This window comes from Arthrobacter sp. MMS18-M83 (assembly GCF_026683955.1).
In the GTDB taxonomy this organism is placed as follows: domain Bacteria; phylum Actinomycetota; class Actinomycetes; order Actinomycetales; family Micrococcaceae; genus Arthrobacter.
On record NZ_CP113343.1, the window covers coordinates 2,366,020 to 2,389,898 of the forward strand.

The 23,879-nt window shown below is 64.8% G+C and carries 22 protein-coding genes; 9 read left to right on the forward strand and 13 right to left on the reverse strand.

The window, feature by feature from the left end; translation table 11 throughout:
* Complete coding sequence (locus OW521_RS11095; protein WP_268025393.1) at window positions 1-912, forward strand: Fpg/Nei family DNA glycosylase; 912 nt, start codon at window positions 1-3, stop codon at window positions 910-912.
* A gap of 95 nt (window positions 913-1,007) precedes the next feature.
* On the opposite strand, the gene yczE is transcribed toward OW521_RS11095, so the two are convergent.
* Window positions 1,008-1,628: a membrane protein YczE gene (gene yczE, locus OW521_RS11100; protein WP_268025395.1), complete on the reverse strand. Its 621-nt coding sequence runs from the start codon at window positions 1,626-1,628 to the stop codon at window positions 1,008-1,010.
* A 59-nt stretch (window positions 1,629-1,687) separates the two neighbouring features.
* On the opposite strand from yczE, the gene yczR reads away from it, so the two are divergent.
* The gene (gene yczR / locus OW521_RS11105) at window positions 1,688-3,166 is read left to right on the forward strand and encodes a MocR-like transcription factor YczR (RefSeq protein WP_268025397.1); all 1,479 of its coding nucleotides are present in this window, start codon (window positions 1,688-1,690) and stop codon (window positions 3,164-3,166) included.
* Between the two features lie 85 nt (window positions 3,167-3,251).
* Here yczR and OW521_RS11110 read toward each other — a convergent pair whose 3' ends face one another.
* A complete protein-coding gene (locus OW521_RS11110; RefSeq protein ID WP_268025399.1) occupies window positions 3,252-3,740 on the reverse strand; it encodes a DUF4188 domain-containing protein in 489 nt (162 codons plus the stop codon).
* A gap of 92 nt (window positions 3,741-3,832) precedes the next feature.
* On the opposite strand from OW521_RS11110, the gene OW521_RS11115 reads away from it, so the two are divergent.
* Window positions 3,833-4,408 (forward strand): TetR-like C-terminal domain-containing protein, encoded by a 576-nt coding sequence (locus tag OW521_RS11115; RefSeq protein WP_268025401.1) that lies wholly within the window; start codon window positions 3,833-3,835, stop codon window positions 4,406-4,408.
* Between the two features lie 118 nt (window positions 4,409-4,526).
* Here OW521_RS11115 and OW521_RS11120 read toward each other — a convergent pair whose 3' ends face one another.
* Both OW521_RS11120 and OW521_RS11125 read right to left on the reverse strand, forming a co-directional pair.
* Window positions 4,527-5,219, reverse strand: coding sequence for an SRPBCC family protein (locus OW521_RS11120; protein ID WP_268025403.1), 693 nt, complete (start codon window positions 5,217-5,219; stop codon window positions 4,527-4,529).
* Complete coding sequence (locus OW521_RS11125; protein ID WP_268025405.1) at window positions 5,212-5,853, reverse strand: ArsR/SmtB family transcription factor; 642 nt, start codon at window positions 5,851-5,853, stop codon at window positions 5,212-5,214. The genes OW521_RS11120 and OW521_RS11125 overlap by 8 nt, the downstream gene beginning before the upstream one ends.
* Window positions 5,854-5,954: 101 nt before the next feature.
* On the opposite strand from OW521_RS11125, the gene OW521_RS11130 reads away from it, so the two are divergent.
* Together OW521_RS11130 and OW521_RS11135 are read left to right on the forward strand one after the other, a co-directional pair.
* Window positions 5,955-6,902, forward strand: a complete 948-nt coding sequence (locus tag OW521_RS11130; RefSeq protein WP_268025407.1) for an RluA family pseudouridine synthase — start codon at window positions 5,955-5,957, stop codon at window positions 6,900-6,902.
* 428 nt (window positions 6,903-7,330) lie between these two features.
* Window positions 7,331-7,771: an SRPBCC family protein gene (locus OW521_RS11135; RefSeq protein ID WP_268025409.1), complete on the forward strand. Its 441-nt coding sequence runs from the start codon at window positions 7,331-7,333 to the stop codon at window positions 7,769-7,771.
* A 52-nt stretch (window positions 7,772-7,823) separates the two neighbouring features.
* On the opposite strand, the gene OW521_RS11140 is transcribed toward OW521_RS11135, so the two are convergent.
* Both OW521_RS11140 and OW521_RS11145 read right to left on the reverse strand, forming a co-directional pair.
* The gene (locus OW521_RS11140) at window positions 7,824-8,255 is read right to left on the reverse strand and encodes an ester cyclase (RefSeq protein WP_268025411.1); all 432 of its coding nucleotides are present in this window, start codon (window positions 8,253-8,255) and stop codon (window positions 7,824-7,826) included.
* A gap of 116 nt (window positions 8,256-8,371) precedes the next feature.
* A complete protein-coding gene (locus tag OW521_RS11145) occupies window positions 8,372-8,890 on the reverse strand; it encodes an O-acetyl-ADP-ribose deacetylase (protein WP_268025413.1) in 519 nt (172 codons plus the stop codon).
* A gap of 57 nt (window positions 8,891-8,947) precedes the next feature.
* On the opposite strand from OW521_RS11145, the gene OW521_RS11150 reads away from it, so the two are divergent.
* Window positions 8,948-9,571 (forward strand): DedA family protein, encoded by a 624-nt coding sequence (locus OW521_RS11150; RefSeq protein ID WP_268025415.1) that lies wholly within the window; start codon window positions 8,948-8,950, stop codon window positions 9,569-9,571.
* 18 nt (window positions 9,572-9,589) lie between these two features.
* Here the strand turns inward: OW521_RS11150 and OW521_RS11155 are convergent, their stop codons facing one another.
* From OW521_RS11155 to OW521_RS11185, 7 genes are all read right to left on the reverse strand, one after another.
* Complete coding sequence (locus OW521_RS11155; RefSeq protein WP_268025417.1) at window positions 9,590-9,895, reverse strand: hypothetical protein; 306 nt, start codon at window positions 9,893-9,895, stop codon at window positions 9,590-9,592.
* 125 nt (window positions 9,896-10,020) lie between these two features.
* Window positions 10,021-12,819, reverse strand: a complete 2,799-nt coding sequence (ppc, locus tag OW521_RS11160; protein ID WP_268025419.1) for a phosphoenolpyruvate carboxylase — start codon at window positions 12,817-12,819, stop codon at window positions 10,021-10,023.
* Between the two features lie 223 nt (window positions 12,820-13,042).
* Entirely contained in the window at window positions 13,043-14,158 is a 1,116-nt protein-coding gene (locus OW521_RS11165) for a hypothetical protein (protein ID WP_268025421.1), read from the reverse strand.
* Window positions 14,155-15,432, reverse strand: coding sequence for a glycosyltransferase (locus OW521_RS11170; RefSeq protein WP_268025423.1), 1,278 nt, complete (start codon window positions 15,430-15,432; stop codon window positions 14,155-14,157). The genes OW521_RS11165 and OW521_RS11170 overlap by 4 nt, the downstream gene beginning before the upstream one ends.
* Complete coding sequence (locus tag OW521_RS11175) at window positions 15,433-16,338, reverse strand: ATP-grasp domain-containing protein (RefSeq protein ID WP_268025425.1); 906 nt, start codon at window positions 16,336-16,338, stop codon at window positions 15,433-15,435. It abuts the gene before it with no gap.
* A complete protein-coding gene (locus OW521_RS11180) occupies window positions 16,338-17,252 on the reverse strand; it encodes a PIG-L deacetylase family protein (RefSeq protein WP_268025427.1) in 915 nt (304 codons plus the stop codon). Before OW521_RS11180 ends, OW521_RS11175 begins: the two co-directional genes overlap by 1 nt.
* A gap of 121 nt (window positions 17,253-17,373) precedes the next feature.
* Window positions 17,374-18,999: a zf-HC2 domain-containing protein gene (locus OW521_RS11185; RefSeq protein WP_268025429.1), complete on the reverse strand. Its 1,626-nt coding sequence runs from the start codon at window positions 18,997-18,999 to the stop codon at window positions 17,374-17,376.
* Between the two features lie 198 nt (window positions 19,000-19,197).
* Between OW521_RS11185 and OW521_RS11190 the strand changes: the two genes are divergently transcribed.
* The 3 genes from OW521_RS11190 to OW521_RS11200 all read left to right on the forward strand — a co-directional run bounded on the left by OW521_RS11190 (window position 19,198) and on the right by OW521_RS11200 (window position 23,853).
* Window positions 19,198-20,520 carry an Ig-like domain-containing protein gene (locus tag OW521_RS11190; RefSeq protein ID WP_268025431.1) on the forward strand — a complete coding sequence of 441 codons (1,323 nt, stop codon included), beginning with the start codon at window positions 19,198-19,200 and terminating at the stop codon, window positions 20,518-20,520.
* 220 nt (window positions 20,521-20,740) lie between these two features.
* Window positions 20,741-21,577 carry a DUF1684 domain-containing protein gene (locus OW521_RS11195; RefSeq protein ID WP_268025433.1) on the forward strand — a complete coding sequence of 279 codons (837 nt, stop codon included), beginning with the start codon at window positions 20,741-20,743 and terminating at the stop codon, window positions 21,575-21,577.
* A 176-nt stretch (window positions 21,578-21,753) separates the two neighbouring features.
* Window positions 21,754-23,853, forward strand: coding sequence for a DUF6807 family protein (locus OW521_RS11200; RefSeq protein ID WP_268025435.1), 2,100 nt, complete (start codon window positions 21,754-21,756; stop codon window positions 23,851-23,853).
* Window positions 23,854-23,879: the final 26 nt, after the last annotated feature.

A 23,879-nucleotide genomic window follows, 5' to 3' on the forward strand; every position in this document is an offset into this window, starting at 1 on the left:
GTGCCTGAGGGCGACTCGATCTGGCGGGCCGCCGCGGAGCTGCACAAGGCCCTTGGTGGCCAGACCCTCGTTTCCTCCGACTTCCGGGTGCCCAGATTCGCCACGCTGAACCTGGCCGGATGGACCGTGTCCGGGGTAGTGCCGCGGGGAAAACATTTGCTCATGCGATTGCTGGGGCCTGCTGAAGCCGGGACGGCGGATGCCGGAGCCCTCCAAGAGGCCGCGCCCGCCATGCCAGGATCGGTACGGGCCGGACCGGACACGCCTGGATCCACCGATGCCGGCCCACCGCGCCGCGCCCTGACCATCCATTCGCACCTGAAAATGGAGGGAAACTGGCAGGTCTATGCTCCCGGCGGCCGCTGGAGGAAACCCGGCCACACGGCCAGGTGCGTCCTCCGCACGGCGACTGCCGACGTCGTCGGCTTCTCGTTGGGAATCCTGGAAGTGATCCCCACGCCGGACGAGGCCCGTGCGGTGGGGCACCTTGGGCCGGATCTCCTGGGGCCGGACTGGGACGCTGAAGAGGCCCTTCGTCGGCTGCGAGCCGCGCCGGACACTCCGATCGGCGTCGCGCTGTTGGACCAGAGGAACCTCGCCGGCATCGGCAATATCTACCGCTGCGAAGCGTGTTTCCTGGCCGGCGTGCATCCTGCCGCACCCGTATCGGCTGTCCCGGATCTGGCGGGGATGCTCGAGGAAGCCAAAATCCTGCTCGAGGCCAACCTGGGACATGGACCTAGGACGACCCGCGGCCCGCGAGCCCTGCGTCCCGGATACTGGGTATACCGCCGTGAGCACAAGCCGTGCCTTCGCTGCGGTACGCCCATTCGCCGCGACCTGCTAGGGCCGGCGTCGGGGTTGGAAGACCGGGACATCTACTTCTGCCAGGACTGCCAGCCCGGACTTTGACGCTGCCCGACTCGCCTGGCGACACGGGAATTCCTTGGCGCTGCGGAAATTCCGGAGGCGTCAGGAAATTTGCGCGTCGTCAGGAAGAATCCGCGTCACGGCCCTGCGAGCACCTCTTCCGGGGCACTCTGAGGAGCCTTCGCCGGGACCGTGAACATCGGCAACAACAGCTGAACCACCGGCCCAATGGCCAACGCGTAGACAACAGTTCCCACGCCGACGGATCCGCCAAGCAGCCAACCCACACCGAGCACAACAACCTCGATCAAGGTCCGGGACAAGCGCACCGACCAACCCGTGCGGCGGGCAAGCCCCGTCATGAGTCCGTCGCGGGCACCCGGGCCGAGCCGAGCGCCGATGTAGCAAGCAGAGGCTATGCCGTTGAGGACCACGGCACCAACGAGCATGGCGATCTGACCACCCAAATGCGAGAAGACTGGGATCAGGGCCAGGCCGATGTCCGCGAAGACGCCCACCAGCACGGCGTTGGCGAGGGTTCCGAAGCCGGGCATCTGCCGCAGCGGGATCCAGAGGAGCAGTACGAGGAAGCTGACAACCACCACCACGGTGCCGATGCTCCATCCGATCTTTCCCGCGACGCCTTGGTGGAACACATCCCAAGGGTCCAGGCCAAGGCCGGCCCGGATGAACATGGCCAGGGAAACCCCGTACATTGCGAGGCCGATCAGGAGTTGGGTGATTCTGCGGGTCATCATGAAACCATGCTCCCGAAAACTGGCATTGCTTTCCATAGCCAGTTTGCAATACTGGACTTATGCCCGGATCCCTGAACCCCACAGCCATGGTGCGTCTCCTCGGCCCGTGGAACACTGGCGCCGCTCCTGCCTATCGCGAGCTTGCCGACGTCGTACGCCTTTTGGTGATGGACGGGCGCATCCCGCTGGACGTCGCCCTGCCGAGCGAGCGCGCACTTGCGGTCACTTTGGGCGTCAGCCGGACCACCGTCACCGCCGCCTATGCCAGCCTTCGCGAGCAAGGATTCCTCAGCGGCGGGCAGGGCAGCCGGGGCCGGACGGGAATTCCGCACCGGACGGTTCCTGTCAGCGGACCGGGACTGGCCGTTCCGGATGGGATTCTTGACCTCGCATACGCTTCACTACCGGCCACGGGCGAGGTGGTGCACCGGGCTTTTGCCGATGCGCTGGTTGATCTCCCCGCGCTGTTGCCGAGTTTCGGTTACGACGCCGTCGGCCTTCCGCCCCTCCGGGAAGCCATCGCGGACCGCTACACAGCGGCCGGTATCCCCACCACGGCAGCGCAGATTCTGGTGACTTCCGGCGCTCAGCATGCGCTGAACATCATCCTGAAGACCCTGGCCGGGCGACAGCAGAAGGTACTCGTCGAGCACCCCAGCTACCCCAACGCGCTCGATGCCATCCGCACTTCGGGCTCACGCACGGTGCCGGTCCCGATGCCGCCTGCCGCGGAGCCGACGTCGGGCGGTGATCCCGCCTCGGGCGGCTGGGACATCGAGGGCATGGTGGCGGCGATGCGCCACCAACGCCCGGCCATGGCCTACCTTGTGCCGGACTTCCACAACCCCACAGGGCGGATCATGTCCAACCTCCAGCGCCGCCGCCTAGTCCGCGAGGCGGCAGGTACGGGCACTGTACTGGTGGTGGACGAGACGCTGCGGGAGCTGAACCTCGACGCCGTCGCGACCTCGCCGCTCGCGGCCTTCAGTCCGGCGGTGGTGACCATCGGTTCGCTCAGCAAATCGCATTGGGCCGGGCTCCGGACCGGGTGGATCCGCGCTGAGGAAGACTTGATCAGCCGCTTCGTGCAGACCCGGACAACGATGGATCTGGGTGGGCCCGTCGTCGAGCAATTGGCCGCCGCGCGGCTGGTCCGCGCCTTCACCGAACCGCTGGACGCCAGGCTTGAGGAACTGCGACGGAACCGGGAAACGCTCCTTGGGCTACTCGCCGAACACCTGCCCGATTGGCACGTGGAACGGCCGCGAGGCGGGCTGACGGCATGGTGCAGGCTGCCGACGGCGTCAAGTACCGCGCTCACCGTCGTCGCCCCGGATTTCGGGTTGCGACTGGCGGCCGGGCCGCGTTTCGGGGTCGGTGGGGCCTTCGAGCACTTCATGCGCGTCCCGTACACGCTCGCGCCGGCCCAGCTCGAGACGGCGGTGCTTGCACTGCGGGATGCCCAGGCCAGGATCGACGCGTCGCCGCAACTCCGGAGGACCTTGAAGGCACCCAAGGAAGCGGCCGCCGTTGCGTAAATCCCGCCGTCGCCGCAGCCTCCGCGGGCCCAACTGACTCGCACTTGTTGTCGTTTTGAGGGCTCAGAACGACGTTAACTGCGAGTTAGTTGGGTTGCCCGGCACCCATACGCTGCTTGGCGGTGTTGCTCCCCGGGCCGACCGGGACATGCGAGGTGGCTTTGGCCAGGCCAAACTGCGGCATGCCGTTGTAGACCACCTCAATTCCCGACGCCGGCACCTGATAGGTTTCGTGCCACACGCCAATGTCACCACTTCCTGCGACTTCCTTCATGAAACGCCGCCATGGCCCCAAATGCGGCGAATCCTTGTCCGCAGCGAAGCGCCTGAGATGCTCAGGGCTCTCCCAATAGCTAAGCAGCATGGTGGTGCGCCCGAACCACTGTTCGCAGCCGAGCATTCCGGACTCGGGATGTGATGTCAGATGGCGGAGCATGGTGGGCATTGCCGATGCCACGCGCGCCACCTTGCCGATCTTCCACCAACGGTTGGCCCGCATTCCGATGAGGAAAACGGTAACTGATTCGCGCCCAGCGTCCGCCGTGAAGCGTCCCGGGAAGATTTCCTGTGCCATGTGAATCCTTCGGTCTGGGAACCGTGACTCAAGTTCCGCCTATCAGGTTTAATAACATCGTTACGAAACAATGTTATGAAACACTTGAAAGCATGGCAAGACCCATCGTTCATGACCAGCTTGTCCGGCAGCGGCTTCTTGAGGTAACGGCCGAACTCGTGGATCGTGATGGCCCCGCGCGGGTAACGCTCCGCGACGTTGCAGCAACCGCCCACACTTCGACCACCGCGATCTACTCACTTTTCGGCGGCAAGGCACAGTTGCTGACGGCCGCCGTCGACGACGGATTCCGTTCCTTCGGCGACTCGCAACGGTCCGCCGAAAGCGGTGGGCTTCGAGGCCTGGGCCTCGCCTACCGCTCCTGGGCCCTGGACCATCCAGCCCTGTATCGGCTCATGTTTGGCGGCGCCCTTGCCACCTACGTGGACTGCAGCCCGACGCCGGCCGTTGCCTCGGAGGCCATGCTTCCGCTCGTCGAAGCAGTGAGCGCCGCACAGGAAGGGGGAACTATTCGCCGCGATGATGCCGCAACGATCGCCATGTCCGTCTGGGGACAAGTCCACGGACTCGTGAGCCTGGAACTGGCGAACATGGACGACCCCGGAACCGATTGGGAAGGGATCTACGACGCGGCCTTGGATGCCGTGTCACGCGGCTGGGCAGCCTAACCCACTTCGTTCCATGACGCCCGAATTGCCATGCGACGCGCAGATGGCCTGGCGATAGCGCAGTTCCCGCATCGCCAGACCACCTCCGCGTCGGCCAGCGTTTTCCGCGTCGCCGCCTTTACGCGTACACCGTCTCCAAGAACCCACCCCAGGCCTTGGCGGTCAGTTCGGAGTCGCTATTGCCGCTGAAATCGTGCACGGTCATGCCCACGGGGGCGCCGAAGGAGTTGCGTCCGAAGAAGCGGTACAGAGTGTCGGCCGTGCGCAGGCCCAGGAAGTGCTGGTTGGAGAAGTCAACTTCCCCACTTAGCCGCCCGACGCCGTCGACCTCCACCTCAACAGGTGAACCCTGCGGAACGCCGTCCAAGCCGAGTGCCTTCTTCAGCTTCACGAACCCGTCGGAGGTCTGCGAGGCCGCCGGGCCTTGGATGTCCGTGAAGACCACGGGCTTGCCGTCGAAGTACTGCAGGTATTGGCCCAGGGTATGAAGGTAGAACTCGGTGTGCTTGCTGGCGCCGTCGTACTGCTCTTCCCAGTTGTCCGCGAAGATGCCGCTGTGGACGTAGTGCAGTTTGGCCCGGCCGCCGTCGAGCGGTTCCAAGACGTGTTCGAGCTGGTTGAACCAGCCGTCCGGCCCCTCCATCCGGGTCACGAGGTGGCTGGGGTATTCGTCCACGGTTTTCACGGCCGGCCACTCATCGGTGGGGAACATCCACGCCGAGGTGTCCTGGGTGACAGCCTGCCAGGCCCGTTCAGGAGTGCCGGGCAGTTCGGTGTCGGCCACGATTTCGAATTCACGGTTATCAGTCATTGTCCTGTTCCTTTTCCGGAGAGTGCTGCGTGTTTGTCTTGAGTGCGGGATGAAGTACGACGACGAGGCGGTGCTTGCGTGCGCCGCTCACTGTTTCGGTCGAAGCGCCAGTTCCGCCGTCGTGGTACTTGTCCACGAGGCGGGTCACCGCGACGCCGAGTTCCTCGGCAAAAGCGGCGCGGTCCGACGCCGAACGGAAGGTGATTTCGCCGTCGATCGCGAAACTCGCAAGCTTCTTTTTGGCCGCGGCGGCGCCCGCTATCAGCTTGCCCATCTCCTGGACCGTCCGGGCCGCGAGGGCCAGAAGCCAGAAGGCAGAAAAGCGGTCCGAGAAGCGTCGGGGATCCGGGGCGACAGACGCGAGCGCCACCGGCGAGATCAGGTACGACGCCGCCGTCGCGCGCAAAACGCGTTCGGTGACGTTGCCCTTCTTCCGCTCCTCCACAAGCTCGACGAGCCCATGACGTTCCAGCGCCTTGAGATGGTAGTTGACCTTCTGCCGGGGCAGGCCCACCTTGACCGCCAGTTGCGTTGCGGAACCGGGCTCGGCCAGCTCCTGCAGAATGCGGGTGCGGATCGGGTCCAGCGACGCTTCCGCCGCAGCGGGGTCCTCGATCACTTCGATGTCCAACATGGTTCCATTGTGCCTACCGACAACTTTTCTTGTCAAGAACTTTTTTGTCGTCGGCGCTCGCCGGCGTCCACAACTAGCGCCCCCGGTAGAATGGACCGGTGATGCAATCCCCCCTTCCAGTGCGCGACGGCGTCAACGCCACCCGTCTGCGCCTCCCGGATGAGGGACCGTGGGACACCGCGATGGACTACATGATGCACCGCTGGGGCCACATCGATCCCCAAGGCATCGAGGACAGGTTCGACGCCGGCGAAATTGTCGGCGAGGGCGGCGCGGCCCTTGACCGCCAGACTCCCCTCGAAGAACACACCTTCATTTGGTACTACCGCACCCTCCCGCCGGAGACGCGCATGCCCGTGGAGATCGACATCCTGCACCAAGACGAGCACCTCCTAGTAGTGGACAAGCCCCACTTCCTGCCCACCACCCCGGGCGGCACCTACATCCAGGAATCGGCGCTCGTCCGGCTCCGGAACCAGCTAGCCTTGCCGGACCTGATCCCGATGCATCGCCTCGACCGGATGACCGCCGGTGTACTCTTGCTCTCCACCAATCCGAAGACCCGCGGCAAGTACCAGGTGCTCTTCGAAAAACGCCAGGTGCAAAAGGAGTACGAGTGCGTCTCGGCAGCCGCACCCGCCGCCGGCTTTCCCGCCGTCAGGTTCCCCGCCGTAGTGCGCAACCGCATGACCAAATCCCGCAGCTACCTCCTCGCCGAAGTCATCGACGGCGAACCCAACGCGGAAACGCGCATTGAGCTGCTGAGAACGTTCGACGGCGGGGCTCACGACGGCGGCCCGCCTCGCCGCGCGCTGTACAGGCTCGAGCCCCACACCGGAAAGACCCACCAGCTCCGGGTGCACATGGCTTCGCTCGGACTGGGAATCGTGAACGACGCGTTCTACCCCGAGCTCCTGGACAAGGCCCCGGACGACTACTCCAAGCCCTTGCAGTTGCTCGCCCGCGGCATCCGCTTCGTGGACCCCATCAGCAAGCAAGCCGTGGAATACCGAAGCCGCCTCGAGTTAAGCGAAGCCCGCCCGGCATGACCCCGCCCAAACCCAAACGCTCCCTCAGGTATGGGGGCCCAAACCCAAACGCTCCCTCAGGTATGGGGGCCCAAACCCCCAACCCTCCCTCAGGTATGGGGGCCCAAACCCCCAACCCTCCCTCACCTCTGGCGCCCTTTCCCCCAACCCTCCCTCACCTCTGGCGCCCTTCCCCCCAACGCTCGCTCACTTGAAATTAGGGACATGTCCACCCTTGCTCATATCTGCAGGAGGGCTGACCGCAAGGGCGGCATATCTGCAGGAGCGTCCGGCCAAACACCCACATATGTGATCGAGGATCGGGGTGGACACCCGGTGCGGCGCCGAAACCAAGGTGTGTTCCGCACCCAGAGCGAGCCGGGCGTATAAGCTCAATCTTGCCGGCCCGGCAACCGCGGGCGGTGTTCGATCTCGCGAAAAGGAACCCCATGGCCCACGCTGAAAACGAAGTCTCGATCAACCGCCCCGCAAACGACGTCTACGCCTTCTTGGCGGACGGGCTGAACAACAAGCTCTGGCGTCCGGCCGTCAAGACTGTTGCCCTGGCGAGCGGCGAAGCAGGCGCCCTGGGTGCCGTGTACTCCCAGACCATGGCAGGCCCCGGCGGCCGTTCGATCGACGGCGATTACGAAATCGTCACAGCCCAGCCGGGCAAGCGCCTCGATTTCCAGGTGATTGCCGGCCCGGCCCGTCCAACTGGATCCTTCACCCTGGACGAAACCGACGGCCGCACCACGGTGCGATTTGCCTTGGACCTCCAGCCCAAGGGCTTCATGAAACTCATGGGATCCATGATCACCAAGACCATGGAATCGGAAGTCGGACAGCTTGGACAGCTTAAGACTGTTCTTGAAGAGGGCCCCGCCTGACGCTTCCCCGGCAGCGCGGCAACGGGGCCCAAAGTGAACACGCAACGCGTGACTATGCCTCCGGCATCATGCCAAGTTGAACCATCATTCCGGCGACATCAGGGTGGGCGCTGAACGAGGTGATCTTGCCGTCCCGGACTGAGACAAAGTAGGTGCCTGTGCCTTTGACGCTCTTTCCTGTTGCAGGCACTTCCATACCTCCAACTACGAGGGGGCCGGTATTCGTTCCGGTGAATTCGACTTCAGCGGCTACGGCGTCCTCAGTTACCACGCGGTTGATGCTGCGGACGTGCATATCGGGAAATGCGGTGAACCATGTCTCCATGTACTGCCGCACCTGGTCCGTCGAGTGCAGGGCATCGGGCAGAGACACGTCCGACAGCGTGAAATCATCCGCGAACATGTCAGCAAAGTCGTCGGCATTGTGCTGGTCCCAGGCCGCCATGCCCCGTTCATCCAGCTGCCGAACTTCTTCGATCAACATCACGTACCTCCCTAAACTCGGCCCCGACAGGGAGAGCCGGGACCCTGTTTTTTGATCTTAGGACGGGCGTGTGGCAGCGACAATGACCTACGGAAACCATCGGTTCCCCGAGCCAGTCAGGGCCCGAACACGCTCCGAAACACGCCTGCCGTCTCGGCACTGAACAGCACAAATTCCACGAGTTCCAGCCTACTGGAGCTTTCGGCGCCGACCCGGCCGACGACGTCGAGCGCTACAGTGGCGACCTCGCGCGCGTCCCAGCCGTAGACTCCCGCGCTGACCGCAGGGAAGGCAACGGAACGCGCTCCGAGGGACACTGCCACCTTCAGGCTCTCGCGGAAACACGACGCCAAAAGTTCCGGATCGTTCTGGCCGGCATGCCGGTTGGGACCAACGGTGTGGATCACCCATCGGGCAGGCAATTTGAAGCCGGGAGTGGCCACGGCCTGGCCCACCGGCAGGCCATGCGGGTACCGCTCGCGCACTTCCATGCATGCCGCGAGGAGCTCGCGGCCGGCGGCGCGGTGGATGGCGCCGTCGACTCCGCCGCCGCCCATCAAAGATGAGTTGGCCGCGTTGACGATCGCGTCGACGTCGCGCGTGGTGATGTCACCTTGCAGGATCTCGAGCCGCATGGCGCCAGTCTTCCACGGCACTCCGGCGAATGCACCAAAGTGGGGTAATTTGAGGCCATGGACATCACCACTGCTGAAGGCTGGGGAGCCGCGATCTATTTCTGGATCATCCCCATGGTGGTGGGCAACGCGATCTTGCCACCCATACCCTCCGGGATGCTCGTGATCACCGGCGGCGCGCTGGCCGCTGAGGGCCGGGTCAACCCGTGGCTGTTGGGTTTGTTGGCCGCCGGTGCGTCCTGGCTGGGCGACATCCTCGTTTTCCAGCTCTTCAAGCGCCGGCTGGGACATGTCCTGGACCGCTGGGCTTGGGGCCGCAAAGTCCACCGCGGCATCCATCAGGCCATAGCCAAGGCCGGCCGCTCGTCCACTTACGGCGCGATCATCGGCGGCCGGTTCATCCTGGGAGGGCGGCTCGCAGCGTCGGCAGCTGCGGGAATCGCCGAGGTTTCCTCGCGCGGGTTCAGCCTCTGCGCCGGCTTGGGCGGCCTGTTGTGGGCGGCGTGGCAGACCGGACTGGGTTACTTTGCGGGCTCGACGACGAAGCTTCCGTTCTGGGCAAGCTCCCTGATCGGCGTCGGCGCGGGACTGCTGATCGGCATCGTCGTGGGCGTGATCGTCACGCGCAAACGGGGCGACCGCTCGCCGGTGGACGAGCCGGGCGAGCCGCCGCACCTTTAGGCGCTGCCGCCGTCGGACTCAGATCGGCGACCATTTCCCCCGCTTGCGGCGCAGCACGTAAAGGTTCCCTGTGAGCGCCACGCGTTCGACGGCGTCGCGCATCATGGCTGCCGACGCGCGGGCCTCGCTGTTCTCACCAGGATAGTCGCGCGGCTCCACGAGGAAGCGAAGGCTGATCTGGGCGACGCCACCAACAATGTCCAGCTGATTGGATTCGACATGGTGCCGCGTTTCCAAGGCCTCAAGCGCTGCGGCCATCACCGACTCCGGCGGATTGCCTGGCTTGAGCCCGGTGATCTTCAACTTGGTCTGGAACGAAGGCATCCCCCAACCCTAAACGCTCGCTCACGTATGGCGCCCCCACCGGAAACGCTCGCTCACTTGATCTGAGCGAGCGTCGCGGGAAACACCCACATAAGTGATCGAGCGTCGGAAGGGAGGGGAACCCGCTAGCCGGTGTTGCGGAGGCCGGCGGCGACACCGTTGACGGTGATGAGCATGGCCCGCTGGAGGCGTTCGTCGATCTCGGCGCCGGAAATGGAGGCTTCGCGGACGCGGCGCAACAACTCCACCTGCAGGTAGCTGATGGGGTCGAGGTATTGATCGCGGATTTCGAGGGAGCGCTTGAGTGTCGGCTGGGCTTCCAGGAGCTCGGTCTCGCCGCTCAGGAGCTCCACCTCGGCAACCGTAAGATCGTATTCAGCGCGGATCGCCTTGAAGAGGTGGTGCAGCTCTTCCGGAACCAAAGAGGACACATAGTGCCCGGCGATGTCCATGTCCGTCTTGGCCAGGGTCATCTCCACGTTGGAAATCACGGACCGGAAGAAGTGCCAGCGCTTCATCATCTCGGCGAGCTCGGCCGTGTTGCCTGCCTCGCGGGCGGCCTTGAGACCCGATCCCACGCCGAACCAGCCCGGCACGATCTGACGCGACTGCGTCCAACCGAAGACCCACGGGATGGCCCGGAGACCACCCAGTCCTGCGCCGGAATCGGGGCGCTTGGAGGGCCGCGAGCCGATGTTCAGGGATCCGAGCTGCTCCACCGGCGTCGACGCCAGGAAGTAGGCGGGCAGGTCCGGATCGTCGATGAGCGTGCGGTACTGGGCAAACGCGGCATCGGAAATGATCTCCATGACCTGGCCGTAGCGTTCGCGCTCGTCGTCGGAGGTGCGCGGGGTGCGGTGCAGCGCGGAACCCTGCATCACGGCGGCCAGGGAGAGTTCCAGGTTTTCTCGGGCGAGCTCCGGCAGGGAGTACTTGTCCGAGATGACTTCGCCTTGCTCGGTGAACTTGATGGCGCCTTCGAGCACGCCGTTGGGCTGGGCCATGATGGCGTCGTAGGTGGGTCCGCCGCCACGGCCTACGGAACCGCCTCGGCCATGGAACAGCCGGACGTTGACGCCGTGTTTGGCGGCGACGTCGCGCAACTTGCGCTGGGTTTTGTGGATCTCCCATTGGCTGGTCATCACGCCGGACTCCTTGTTGGAGTCCGAGTAGCCGAGCATGATCTCCTGGACATCCCCACGCAACCGGACGAGCTCGCGGTAAGACGGATCCGAGAGCAGCAGGTCCACGATTTCCGCCGAGGCACGCAGCTCTTCCACGGTTTCCAGGAGCGGGGCGAAACCGATCTTGGCATAAGGAGCCGAGCCGAAGAGATCGATCAGCCCGGCTTCGCGTGCCAGCACCGCGGCGGCCAGGACGTCGTCCGCGCCGCGCGTCATGGAGATGATGTAGGTTTCGACGACGTCCGGACCGTACGTCTGGAGGGCGTGGCGGATGCTGCGGAAGACGTCGTACGTGCGGTCGCCGTCGCCGTCGAGCTTGATGGGGTGGCCGGAGAGCGGGCGGCGCGAAGCCAGCTCCGCGCTCAGCCGCTCGAAGCGTTCGGCGCGGCTCAACTCCCCGTAGGGAGTGCCGACGCCGAGCCTATCCACCAACTGCCCGACGGCGTCGTGGTGGTAGTCGGCATGCTCACGGATGTCGAGGGTCGCCAGGTGCAGCCCGAAGGAGGCGATCGCGCGGCGGACGCGGGCCAGGGCGCCGTCGGCCACGAGCGCGGCCGAGTGCTTGCGCAGCGAGGCTTCCAGCAGCTCGAGTTCGGCCAGCAGCTCCGAGGTTGAGGCGTAGTCGCGGCCGGCTTCGTGGTAATTGGACGCAGCCACGCGGCGGCCGGTATTGATGAGCTTGGCCTTGATGCACGTCAGTTTGAGGCGGTACGGCTCCTGCGCGTTCAGCTCAAGGATGCGCTTGTCCAAGCCAGGCAGGTTCTTGAGGTCGACGGCGATCGAGTCCAGGAGGTCTTCTTCCGCATCCACCAATGCGGTGGAGTTGGAGAGGACTGAAATCAGTTCGTCGATCATCGAGATGCTGATCCGGACGGCATGCTGGTTCTGAAGCTGCAGGATTTCGCGCGTGACCGAAGCGGTGACATTCGGGTTGCCGTCGCGGTCTCCGCCGATCCAGGAACCGAAGCGGATGGGGGCGTTCTGCGCGGGCAGGACCACGCCGTGCTCACCGAGCAGTTCGGTAAGGTCCGTGAGCATTTCCGGCATGGCGTCGGTCAGGATGCTGCTCAGGTAGTAGATGGCGTTGCGGGCCTCGTCCACCGGGGAGGGACGGACTTGGCGCAATTCGTCCGTTTGCCACATCTGGTCGATGATCTCGGCGAGTTGGCGGTCCTGGCGCCGGCGGGCGGCCGTGCCCTCAAGGGTGGATTCGGCCAGCAAGTCCGAGAGCTTACGGATCTTGTCCAGCACCGAACGGCGGGAAGCCTCGGTGGGGTGCGCAGTGAAAATGGGGCGAACGTCCAGCTCATTGACGACGTCCTGCAGGGCCTGGGTTCCCGCCTCATCGGCGATCTCGGCCACGGCTTTGGCCAACCAGCCGTCCTTTTCCTGGCGTGTGCGCAGTCCGCGGACGCGGTGCACTTGCTCGGCGGCGTTGGCGAGGTGGAAATAGAAGGCAAAGGCGCGGACCAGCTCAGTGGCTTCCTCAAGCGGCAATGAGGCAAGCAGCTCGCGGACCTGGGCGACGACGTCGTGCGCGCTCCACGGGCCGGTGGCGTCAGCGCCGCCCCGGGCGGCTTCCTTGGATTCCTTGGTGAGCAGGCGCACCTGCTCGACAAGCTGCAGCAGCTCCGGGCCGTGCTGGCGGACCAGCGACTCTCCGAGAAGCGTGGAGACGCGGCGGACGTCGGCCCGGAGTTCCGCGGCAAGGTCGGTGCTGAGATGTGCAGTGTCAACCATGAAAAATACCTTCTGGCGTTGGGTGTGGCCCGTACACTGCGCTGGATACTGTGAGCCGGATTACTAATATTCCTAGGGAATCTTACCCGCAGCCGCTCCGGCGGTGGCAATCGGTCTCAAATGTTGTCGCCCCGTCCGCTTCCGCACCCGCCTCACGCCCAACTAGCTCGCAGTAGTTGTCGTTTTGGGGGCTCAAAACGACACCTAATGCGAGTCAGTTTGGTCACCGTGCCCACGCCCGGCGGAGCGCGTCCCAATGCCCGTCACCCAAGAGGCTGGCGGGCGTGACGGAAACTGATGCCGCACCGCCGTCGGCCGCGAGACGCAAGGTCCGCTCCAGCTCGTCCGGAGAGATGGAACCATCCCCGGACCACAGTCCGATAGACAGGGAGTACCGCGTCCCTGCGCGCTGCCGCAGCGCCTTGACGAGCTGTTCCGTCCCCGGTGATCGCTCGTTGTTCAGGCCCACGTACTCCCACACATGGATCCGGTCCAGCTGCTCCAAGAGGAGGTCATAGTCCTGGCCACTGTCCGCACGGTCCGCACTGGCGGACACGCTCGGAGAGCGGACGTCCATGTCCAGGTCCACCCCAAAAGGTTCGACGGCGGAGCGGACCTTGCGCAAGATGTCCGCCATGGCGTGCGTGCGCCAAGTGGTCACGTCCGCGGCGGCAGTGTCTATGGTTCCGTCCGCGCGGCGGGGCCAATCGCTCCGGTGCATGGCTGATGTGAAGTCCTGCAGATCGTCCGGGCCGAAAGTGTATTCGTCGAACATGAACTCGGTCAGGTTGACGGCGGTGGGCCTGTACCTCTTGGCAACAGCCGCCGCCAACTCCGCCAGCCTGGTACCTGCACCGCCAGTCCGAAGCGAAGAAAGACCGGCGAAGCTGCCCGAAGACTTGCCCGCGGGGTTGCGGCCAGCCAAGGAAGGATCGGCAGTGATGGCCTTGTCCAGCAGGACATCGATGGTGAGGATGATGTCCCTCTTCTGCCCTGTGCCGGATTGCTGGAGCGCCTCGATCGATTCGGCCACAAAATCGCGGCCGGTCCGTTTGACCTCGGCGGACGCGGATTCCGGATGCGTTTCCCAAGGGAAGGCGGTCCAATCGGTCCGCCCGACGGCAATGGACACGGCCGTGGCCTGCACTTGGTCGAGCCGTCCACCCAGCTGCTTCAGGTGGGCCGGGTCCTCGACCGCCACGTCTTCGAACCCAAGGTTGACCATCCGTTCGGCGGGTCGGGGCTGCCCATCCGTTGCGCAAGCGCCCAGGAGGACGGTTGTGGCAACGAGGCCGGCGAGCGCTGCAGGCCTCGCAAGTTCCACCGAAAAGCCGCTCAAGCGCGGGACATTTCGGGAGAGCCGATGCAGGAAGCAGGCACCGACACCACGCCGGTACGTTGAAGCTTGTTCCACCGTGCAGGGCTTCCCCTGAGTTCCTTGCCCACGGCACTGGCTAGCGCCAGCCCTACAAAGACCGAGTAGAGCGGCCACAACGGCAAGGTCCACACATATCGCAGATCGCGCCAGGAACGGTTCAGGCCAAGGGAGATGACAATCAGCACCAAGGAAACGAAGAGTCCCAGCCAACCTAGGATGGCGAGCACCTCGCCCGGCACGGGACCATGGCCAACCAGATACAAATACGGCAGCACCGCCAGCACCAGGAGCTGCAGGATCGGGATGATCACCATGGTGACGGTGTTGAACACCAGGAACGCGCCGAAGGACCCGTAGCGGAGGTTTCCCACCATGCCCAAGTGGATCCGGAGGGTCTGCAGGAGTCCCCGGGACCATCGGACCCTTTGCCGCCACAGCCCGCGGACGGTGGATGGAGATTCGGCATAGACCAAGGCCTTGGGCTGGAAACAAACCCGGTAGCCGGCTTTGTAGACACGCCACGTCAGCTCGAGGTCCTCGCCGAGCGAATCTTCGTGGAATCCACCCACGCTCTGGACCAATTCACGACGGAAGGCTCCCATGTTGCCGGACACGATGGGCAGGCAATGCAGGAGGGACAATGCCCTGCGCACAAGTCCTGTCCCCACGTGGCTCAGGACGGCCAGCATGCGGGTCTGTACACGGTTCAGGTTGACCGGCCTGTCGTCGCCGCACACCGCACCGACGTCCGGGTGGTCGAATGCCTGGAGCATGTGCCGAAGGGTGTCCGGTGCGAAGATCCCGTCGGCATCGACAAACATCAGGACGTCGCCGTGGGACAAGGCGATCCCGCGGTTCAACGCCGCGCCCTTCCCAGCGTTGGCCTGCGTGACAGAGCGGACCCTGTCATGCTCGGCAGCGAGAGCGGCCATGATGGCGGCCGTCTCGTCCGTGGAACCGTCATCCACCAGAATCACTTCAAACCTGCGGTACCGGCTGGCCAAGATGGACTCCACGCACTTGGTGATCACAACGGCCTCGTTATAGCCCGGGACGATCACAGACACGAGCGGTTTCTCGTCGAGCATGGTCAGCCTGTCCCTGGAAGCCCGATCGCGGTAGCGCCAATTGAAAAACATGGCCAGCGGAACATAGGCGATCTTGACTGCTCCGAAGCCTAGGATGATCAGGCCGCTGATCCGGACGAACTCCAGCAAGAACTCAAGGAAGGTCACTCAGACCATCCCTGCAATCGCGCTGTCGCGCAACTTGCGCAGGACTCCATCAACCAATTCGGGAGCCTGCGCGCTGTTGGCTCCGAATCTGGCGTTCACCTCAAGGATCACTGGGGTGCCGTCCGGCATCCGCCTGATGTCGACGTCGGCGGGTCCGGTCAGTCCCAGGACCCCGACGGCGGCAACAGCGAGGGCCGCAACATCTCCGGCTACCGGGGGCTCCACCCTTTTGACCGAGACGGCGTTGCCGACCCGCCCTTCTTTGAGCTCGGTCTTTTCAAGAACCACCACGACGTCGTCCGGGTCCCGGTCCGGTCCGTGCCGCAAAACCACCGGCGCGTACTCGGTACCGGGTGCGAAACGCTGAACGATCAGTAAGCGGTCCAGCTCGTCCCAATGTCCGGCGTCGGGAGCGTGTTCAACAAGCTGCACTCCCCTGCCGCCGCGGGAAACGCGCGGCTTGATCACTATTGAACCGCCCAAGCGGTCCATTGCGTCCTGTGCCGAGACGAAATCCACAGGGAGCCCGAATTCCGGAACGCTGATTCCGGCAGCCTTGAGCGCCGTCATGGTCAGGAATTTGTCATTCGCTGTGTGGACCGCCAAGCGCGGAGCGATCAACACCTCGACCCCGGCGCCGAACAGGGCTCGGGCCTCGGACACCTGGGGAAGTTCGTCGCTTACCGTAGGCACCACGAGGTCGACGCCCCGTTTCATTGCCAGATGGCAGAGGGTCTGCACGAAGTCCGGGGAACTGGCCGCGGGCACTACGAGCGTGTCGCTCGCCAAACCCGGGCGGACCGCTTCCATGTCCACACCCAGGACATAGTGTCCGCGTTCCATCAATTGCTTTGCCAGCGAGGACCCGGCCGGCCCGCCTACGCCGGTCACCAGAATCCTGGCCATCAGAATTCCCCCACGGCCGAGCCGAGCAGGCGCACGGGCTCAAAACCCTCGGCATAGGAGGTCTTGACCTGGGAGCCGCGGAAGGCCGCGAGACTGCGGACCCGTTCTGCGCTCATATATGGTTTGCCCTTCTGGTTCCGGTGCATGGCCACTGCATGGATCTTGACGTCCACATAGCCTTCGATATCCACGAACACGCTCGGGTTGAAATGCCGGGTGGACGACGGACTTTCAAAGCACAGGATGGAGGAATGCTGGCGCGCCGCCCGCATGGTGGCAGCATGGACGGCTTGATGGTCCTGGTGGTAGTCATTCCCGGAATGCGTAATGACGACGTCCGGCCGGAAGGTGTTCATCAAGTTTTCAATGACCTGGACCATTTCCTGCCCGTGATCTGACAGGCTCGTGTCCCGGAAGTCATGGACCTGAACCTCGGAAGCCCCCATGAAATCCGAGCCCGTGGCCGCCTCCGCCACCCGGACCGCACTATCGCCGCCCCTGCCCCCAGTGCTCATCACCACGGTCCGTACCTCATGGCCCGCGTCCACCAGCTTCGCCAGCGTGGCTCCGCACGCCAACTCCAGGTCATCCGGGTGCGCGCCGATCGCCAGGACCTTCCTGCGCTGCGTCGCCAGCGTGTGGTCGATCCGCAGGGTCGGGGCCACCAGCGCACCAATCACCACCCCGGTTCCAGCCAGAAGAACCACTACCTGCAGCCACGCCTGCTGGTCCGGGAAAAGACAGCACAACACCAAGGCCCCAATCATCCCGACGCCGAGAGCCGCCGTCGTTCTCCTCAAACGGTGAGGTGTCCTGAACTTGCGGATGAACCACTGCTGGCCCGCCGGAACCATCGCCCAATACACCGCGGCCGCGCCGACAAACACAGCAACGGCGAACAACGTTGCCTTCATTTCTCCCCTAAAAAATGCTTAGTGCCTACTACCCGCCTTCGGGCACTGCCGATGAATGAGTGAGCCGGATAGGCACTTCATGACGCCGTAGGCGTGGGGAATTTCGAGACCGGTACGTCCATCAGAAGTCGTAGTAGAAGGTGTTCGTTTCAATCCCTGTTCCACTCAAGCCATACGTCAAGGTGTGGCTATGCCAGTAGTGCGGGACGGCGACGTTGAAGGTGAACTTCAATTCGCCAGGCTGCACCGAATTCGTGGCGCAACTGATGCTGGAAGGATCCAACGGCTTTGGCGAGCAGGTCCAGCCCGCGGGAGTGGTAACGGAACTGCTCGAAATTGAGCCACGCCTGTTGAGTGAAAAGTCGGCGGTGGCCTTCCCGAGTCCACTCCCAGGCGACAGGGTGAAGACTGGTTCCAGCGTTGCCGTCGTGGGGTCCACACCCGAATCTGTGCGGCTCGCGGTACCGGTGACTTTCGCTCGATTCGGCGTGCGCGTGGGCGTCGGACGGGGCGACGGCGTCGGCGTCGAGGTTCGCGACGGCGTCGGCGAGGGGGTCGACGTCGGCACGGAAGTGGGTGCGGGCGTGGCGGACCGCGCGGGCACTGGCGCCGGAGTCGGTAACGCGAAGGGGGGCTCAGCGACCACCGGCGGCTCCGGAGCGCTCGGCCACGCCGGAAGCAGCGGCGGCTCTGGCGACGCAGAGACGACGGGCGCGGGCGCCTCGGGCTGTGCCGGCGTCGACGTCGGCCGGGGCGGCTGCGTGGTTCGTACCTCGGCATCCTGATACGCCCGTGGTGCCGGCTGGCCGGTCAGGACCTCGACGATGCCGAGGGCGCCGACCACCAGCCCCACCGCGAGCGCGGCCAAAATCGACATCACCAAGGGCTGCGAGATCCCGGCGACCCCGGAAGCCGCGGGGGCCGCAGGTAGGTGGCCCGCAACTCCCAGCCCTGAGGCTTTCCCTCCCCAGGCGGCCAATGGGACACCTGTGATCAAGGGCAGGAGCACGGCCCGCATAGTTCCCTGGACGTCCTTGAGGTCCAGCAGCACCGCCGTGCATTTGGCGCAGCCATCAAGATGGTCCCGTACTTTCGCCTCGGCCGATTTGGGCAGACCACCGCGAACATAGGTTCCCAACTGGGAGACGAATTCCGTGCAGGCGCCCTCCGGAGTCTCGCTGACATGCATCTGCAGATACTGGCGCCGAAGCCCTTCCCGCGCCCGCAAGCCAAGCGCGGAGACGGCATTGGGCGAGAGCCCCAGGATCGGAGCGACGGCAGCGGGTTTCATCCGTTCCACGTCCAAGTACCACAATGCCGCCTGCCACCGTTCCGGTAACGAGCGGAACGCGCGGGCCACCGTTTGTGATTCGAAGGCCTGGATCGCGGGATCGTCCGGCGTCATTTTGTGGTCAAGGACCGTCTCATCGCTGGTTGGCAGCGTGCGGCCGGCTTTGCGGTTCTTGTGGTGGGAAAGCCGGGTCACCGCCGACAACAAGTACGCACGGAAGAAATGTTCGGGCCCTTTGCCCGCCACCAGGCTCTGCAGAACGGACTGGAATGCTTCAGCAACAACGTCGTCGGCGTCGCTGAGGTTGTCAACGTTCCTGCGCGCCACAGTGGAGGCAATGGAGACGTGCCGAGCGTACAGCCCGTCATAGGCATCCAGGTCCCCGCTACGGACCATGGCGATGAGTTGACCGTCGCTGGCAGCGTCGGCCGTTGAAGAGGTAGTACTAGGAGCCATTAATGGCTTCCCCAAAAGCGTAGAAATTCCTGACCATATACACACAGTGGCCGGAGCCCACCAGTCATGACGCGGCTTTGGAATCTATTCTTCCGGGGATTTCCGGTCCACCGGGATCCGTCGGCCCGCGTCACGAAAGGGTAGGCCGTTCCACTGAACCTTCAGCGACCCAATCCAGGGGGAATCGAAAGGACTCGCATGAGGAACCATATCCATCACAAGAACGCGGCCAAGAATACGGAGTTTCCCAGGGCTTTGCCCGCAGCTTCGCCAGCGGCGCTGCTGGCGGCTTTGCTCGGAGCCTTGCTCGCCGCCGTCGGGTTCTTTTGGCCTGTCCAGGCGGCCCAAGCCGCCGTTGTTCCGAACGCGATAACCTCCATCAGCACAACTTCGACCGTTGGCGACCAATGGTCGCAGGTGGACTTCACGTGCCGGTGGGCGGTCCCGGATGGGTCCCAGCCGGGCGACACCTTCACCCTGCAGCTTCCACCGCAATTGCGTTGGTTCGGTCAAACCGACTTCGACCTGAAGAACCCTGCAGGGGAGACCGTAGCCACAGCCCATGCATCCGACTCCGGGCTGGTTGTCTTCACACTGGGCAGCTTCGTCGCTTCGCACCAGGGAATCGGAGGCACCTGCAGTTTCAGCACCCTCTACACGGAGAAACCGACGTCGGGAGGGACAACCCAACTTGATTTCCAAGTTGGCTCCACGGTTATCCGCGTTCCCGTGACTATCGACCAGCCGTGCCAACAAGATTGCGCTCCCAAACCGCCCGCTACCCCGGAAAAAGGCATGTGGTGGTCGGACACGGCCCAGACGGAATTGAAGTCCGTCTTCCATTTGCCAGCCACTACCTTGCCAACGAGCGACGTCACCATCACCGACACGCCTGGGCCGGGCACCCAGATCGATTGCAGCCAAATCGTTCCGCGCGTGGGCACGGCCTTGGACCAAGACGGCAACATTGCAACTCCGAGCGATGAGGCCTCCTACCCTGCCGTGATCGCGTGCACGCCCTCGCTGTTGACCGTCACGTGGACGGGCCTGCCGAAGGGTGAACTGGTGCAACTCTTTGTCGTCACAAAGGTCACCGACGCAAACCTTGATGCCTACACAAACTCGGGCCACGTCACCGTTGCGGGGAAGGAGACGCCCGTGATGGTTGAAGTCCGCCGAACCAGCGCCACTGGAACGGGGAATGGATCTGCGGTGCCCTCGCCGACGCCCACCGTTGCCAGCCCCACACCCACCCGCGACGGGGCCACCGAGCAAGCGACTCCCCCGCCCACCGAAACTCCGACCACCGAAACTCCGACCACCGGGACTCCTGCTCCGAGCACCGCTCCAGTGGCCAGCCCGCCCGAAACACCAGCCCAGCCGCAGCCAACAGCCGCGCCACTGGCATATACCGGCGCTGGCGGCACGGCAGTCATCCCAATGGCGGTCATGCTCCTGGCCGCCGGAACGGTGCTTGCCTTGCTTGGGATGAGGAGATCAGCGAAGCGGCGGGCCCACTGAGCTGTCCGCGCTCGCGTGCCTTGCCCGCACCCAACTGACCAGCAATTGTTGTCGTTTTCAGGGCTGTAAACGACAACGACTGCGGGGGCCCACGCCGCCAGGGTTCCCTGGCCGAGCTCGCGAGGCGAGGGTGGCGGTGGGGACAGTTGGGTTCCGGGAATGGCGGCGGCAGGTGCATGGTTAATCCAACGACCACACCGCCTGAACCGCTGGAGGAACCATGAGCACAACAGCCCCCTCACCCGATGCCCAGCTGGAACGTTGGCAGCGTTTCCGCAACGGCCGCAACGCTGCCCTCGCGGCGGAACACGGCTGGCTGACGCTCACCTCCTTCCAGTGGCTCGAATCCGCACCCGCCGCCGTCGAACTCGTCCCGGGACTCTGGTCAACCGACGGTACGACGGCGACCCTCACCGCGAGCGCGGCCGATGGACTCACGCTCGTGGAGACGGGAGCTCCCGTGGACGGCACGATTTCGGCCACCCTCCAGGATGAGGAATCACTCATGTGGGTGCAATTCGGCGGCGCGGACGGCACCCAGGTGCTGGTGGAACTCGCCATGCGCGCGGACAAGTACGCCATCCGAACCAGGGACGACTCCTCGCCGGTACTGACGGAATTCGAGGCCGTTCCCACCTATGAATACAATCCGGACTGGGTGCTTGAGGGTCGTTTCGAGGCCTACCCGGAGCCCGTGGATGTACCGATCGGGACGGCCAATCCTTTGGTGGACGGGGTGCACCGCTCCGTGGGCGAGATCGTTTTCCGTGCCCCGGGACTTCCCCACGAGATCCGCCTGCATGCTGAAGCCGAGAAGCTCGGCGCCCTCAACGTGACGTTCCACGACGAAACGAACGGCAACACCACGGACGAATGGCGCAAACTGGCCGTCTCACGCCCCCGGCACGATGGCTCAGTGGTGCTGGACTTCAACCGCGCCATCAACTACCCCAGCGCCTTCACCCCGTATGGCACGTGCCCCATGCCGGTGGCAGGAAACTCGATCGACGTGGCGGTGGAGGCCGGGGAGAAACTGCCGACCGGGCGGATCGTCTAAACACGATCGTCTAAACACAGTCTTCTAAACACAGTCGCCTGAACACGGTCGTCCGAAGCGACGGCGTTACATCTCCCATATGACAAGGTACACTCTTCTTGGAAAGCGCTTACCAAGCGCCCTTGAAACGACACCGACGTCAGCAACCCCGCCCCCGGGGACAGATGAGGAGAGCCATGGGCACCCTGTCCACGCCCGTCCCGGCAGAACGCAAACAGCCCAGCCATGAGCCCAGCAGGGTGGCCCTCGTCGGGGTTCACGGCTTCGGCGCGCATCACCTGCAGAACCTCGAAAGGCTCCAGGCCAACGGCGTCGTCCGCCTTGTTGCCGTCGCGGATCCGAATCCTCCTACCCCCGGCGCGCTCCCGCCCGGAACGGGTGTATTCAGCAACCTGGACGAACTCCTGGCGGGAACCCCGGCGCTGGACCTGGTCATTGTGGCCACCCCCATCCAAACGCACGCGCAACTCGCACTCACAACGCTCCCCCACGCCGATTTGTACCTGGAGAAGCCTCCGGTCGCTTCCCTCGCCGATTTCAATAGGCTGCAGGAAGCCGCCACCGCGGCCGGCAGAAGCGTCCAGGTCGGCTTCCAAAGTCTCGGATCCCGAGGCCTCCAGGCGATCGAGGACCTGCTCGCGGTTGGAGAGATCGGCACGCTCCTAGGCATCTCGGCCACCGGGCGTTGGGTGCGTGACCGCGCCTATTACAAGCGCTCACGATGGGCGGGCAAACGCAGCCTGGATGGCATCGACGTCGTAGACGGGGTGGCAACCAACCCGCTGGCTCACGCCATCGCCACCGCGCTGAGGATCGCCGGGGCGCGGACGGTAGACGATCTTGCCTCCGTGGAAACGGACCTGTACCGCGCCAATGACATCGAATCCGATGACACCTCCGTGATCCGCATCCGCACCGCCGCAGGCTTGCCCATCACGTGCGCGCTCACGTTGTGCGCAGCCGAATCCGTGGAGCCGTACATCACGCTGCAGGGCAGCGAAGGCACCGCGGTCTTCCACTACACCGAAGACCGCCTCGGCGTCAGCTCCGCCGCCAGGGAGCGCGAAACCGTATACAGCCGGGTGGACCTCACGGAGGACCTGCTGGAGCATCGTCGCCAGCAGCGCTTCCCGCAGGGCCCGCCAACCGCCGCGCCGCTGATCAGCCCGCTCGCGGACAGCGGCGCCTTCATGCGGGTGCTGGAAGCCATCCGCACGGCAGAATCTCCGGCGCTGATCCCTGAGCAGTATGTCGCCTGGGAGGGCGAGGGTGATGCCGCCCGCGCTGTGATCGTCGGAATCGAAGAGGCGTTGGAACGCGCGACGGCGGCGCACGCCACCTTCAGCGAACTCGGCTTGCCGTGGGCGCGGCCTGCCGCCGTCGACGTCGAAAGGCCGGTTTTGGGCCTGCCCGACGGCGGTGAGCCGGGCGCCTCTGTGATTGAAACCGGCCAGGGCGCCGCCGTCGTGTTGGCAACCGTGCAGAGCGGTGCCGGCCTTGCCGCGCGGCTTTCGCCGCGGCCTTACCTGCACCCGGTCCGCTCACTCGGTGGAGTCAAGGTCACCGACCATCTGCCGGCGGACCACCCTTGGCATCTTGGCGCGGGATTCGCCTTGCAGGATGTGAACGGCACCAATTTCTGGGGCGGCAAAACGTACACCCGCGCTGCGGGCCGTTACGAAGAGCGGCAGGACCATGGCCGCATCATCGAACTGTCCGCAGCGTCAGGGCCAGGCCTCCTGGAACAGGAATTGAGCTGGCAGGCACCGGACGGCACTGAGCTCCTTCGGGAACGCCGAACCACGCGCTCCCGGCTGATTGACCCCCGCACGTGGCAACTGGACTTGGCAACAGAACTGACCGCCGTCGTCGACTCTTCGTTGGGTGGCCCTGGCTCCAACGGCGCCGCCGGAAGCGGCTACGGCGGCTTCTTCTGGCGCTTGCCTGCGTGCGCCGAGGCTGAAGTCTTCACAGCGGATAGGCACGGCGAACCGGACGTCCACGGCTCCGCGTCGCCGTGGCTGGCCTGGACGGCGGACTTCCCTGAAGGCCCTGCCAGCCTGGTGTTCGCGGCTCCGGACGCGGAGCAGGATCCTTGGTTCGTCCGGATGTCGGATTACCCGGCAGTGGGTTCGGCCCTGGCCTGGGACCGGCCCGTGGAGCTTGCCGCCGGCGAATCCTTGGTCCGCTCCATGTCGGTGTGGATCGTGGACGCCAAGTTGTCGCCGGCCGAGGTTGCCAAGCTGACGGCCGCGCGGGGTTCCGCCGCACAATAGACGCGCAAGAAGGCGGGGGCGCGCAA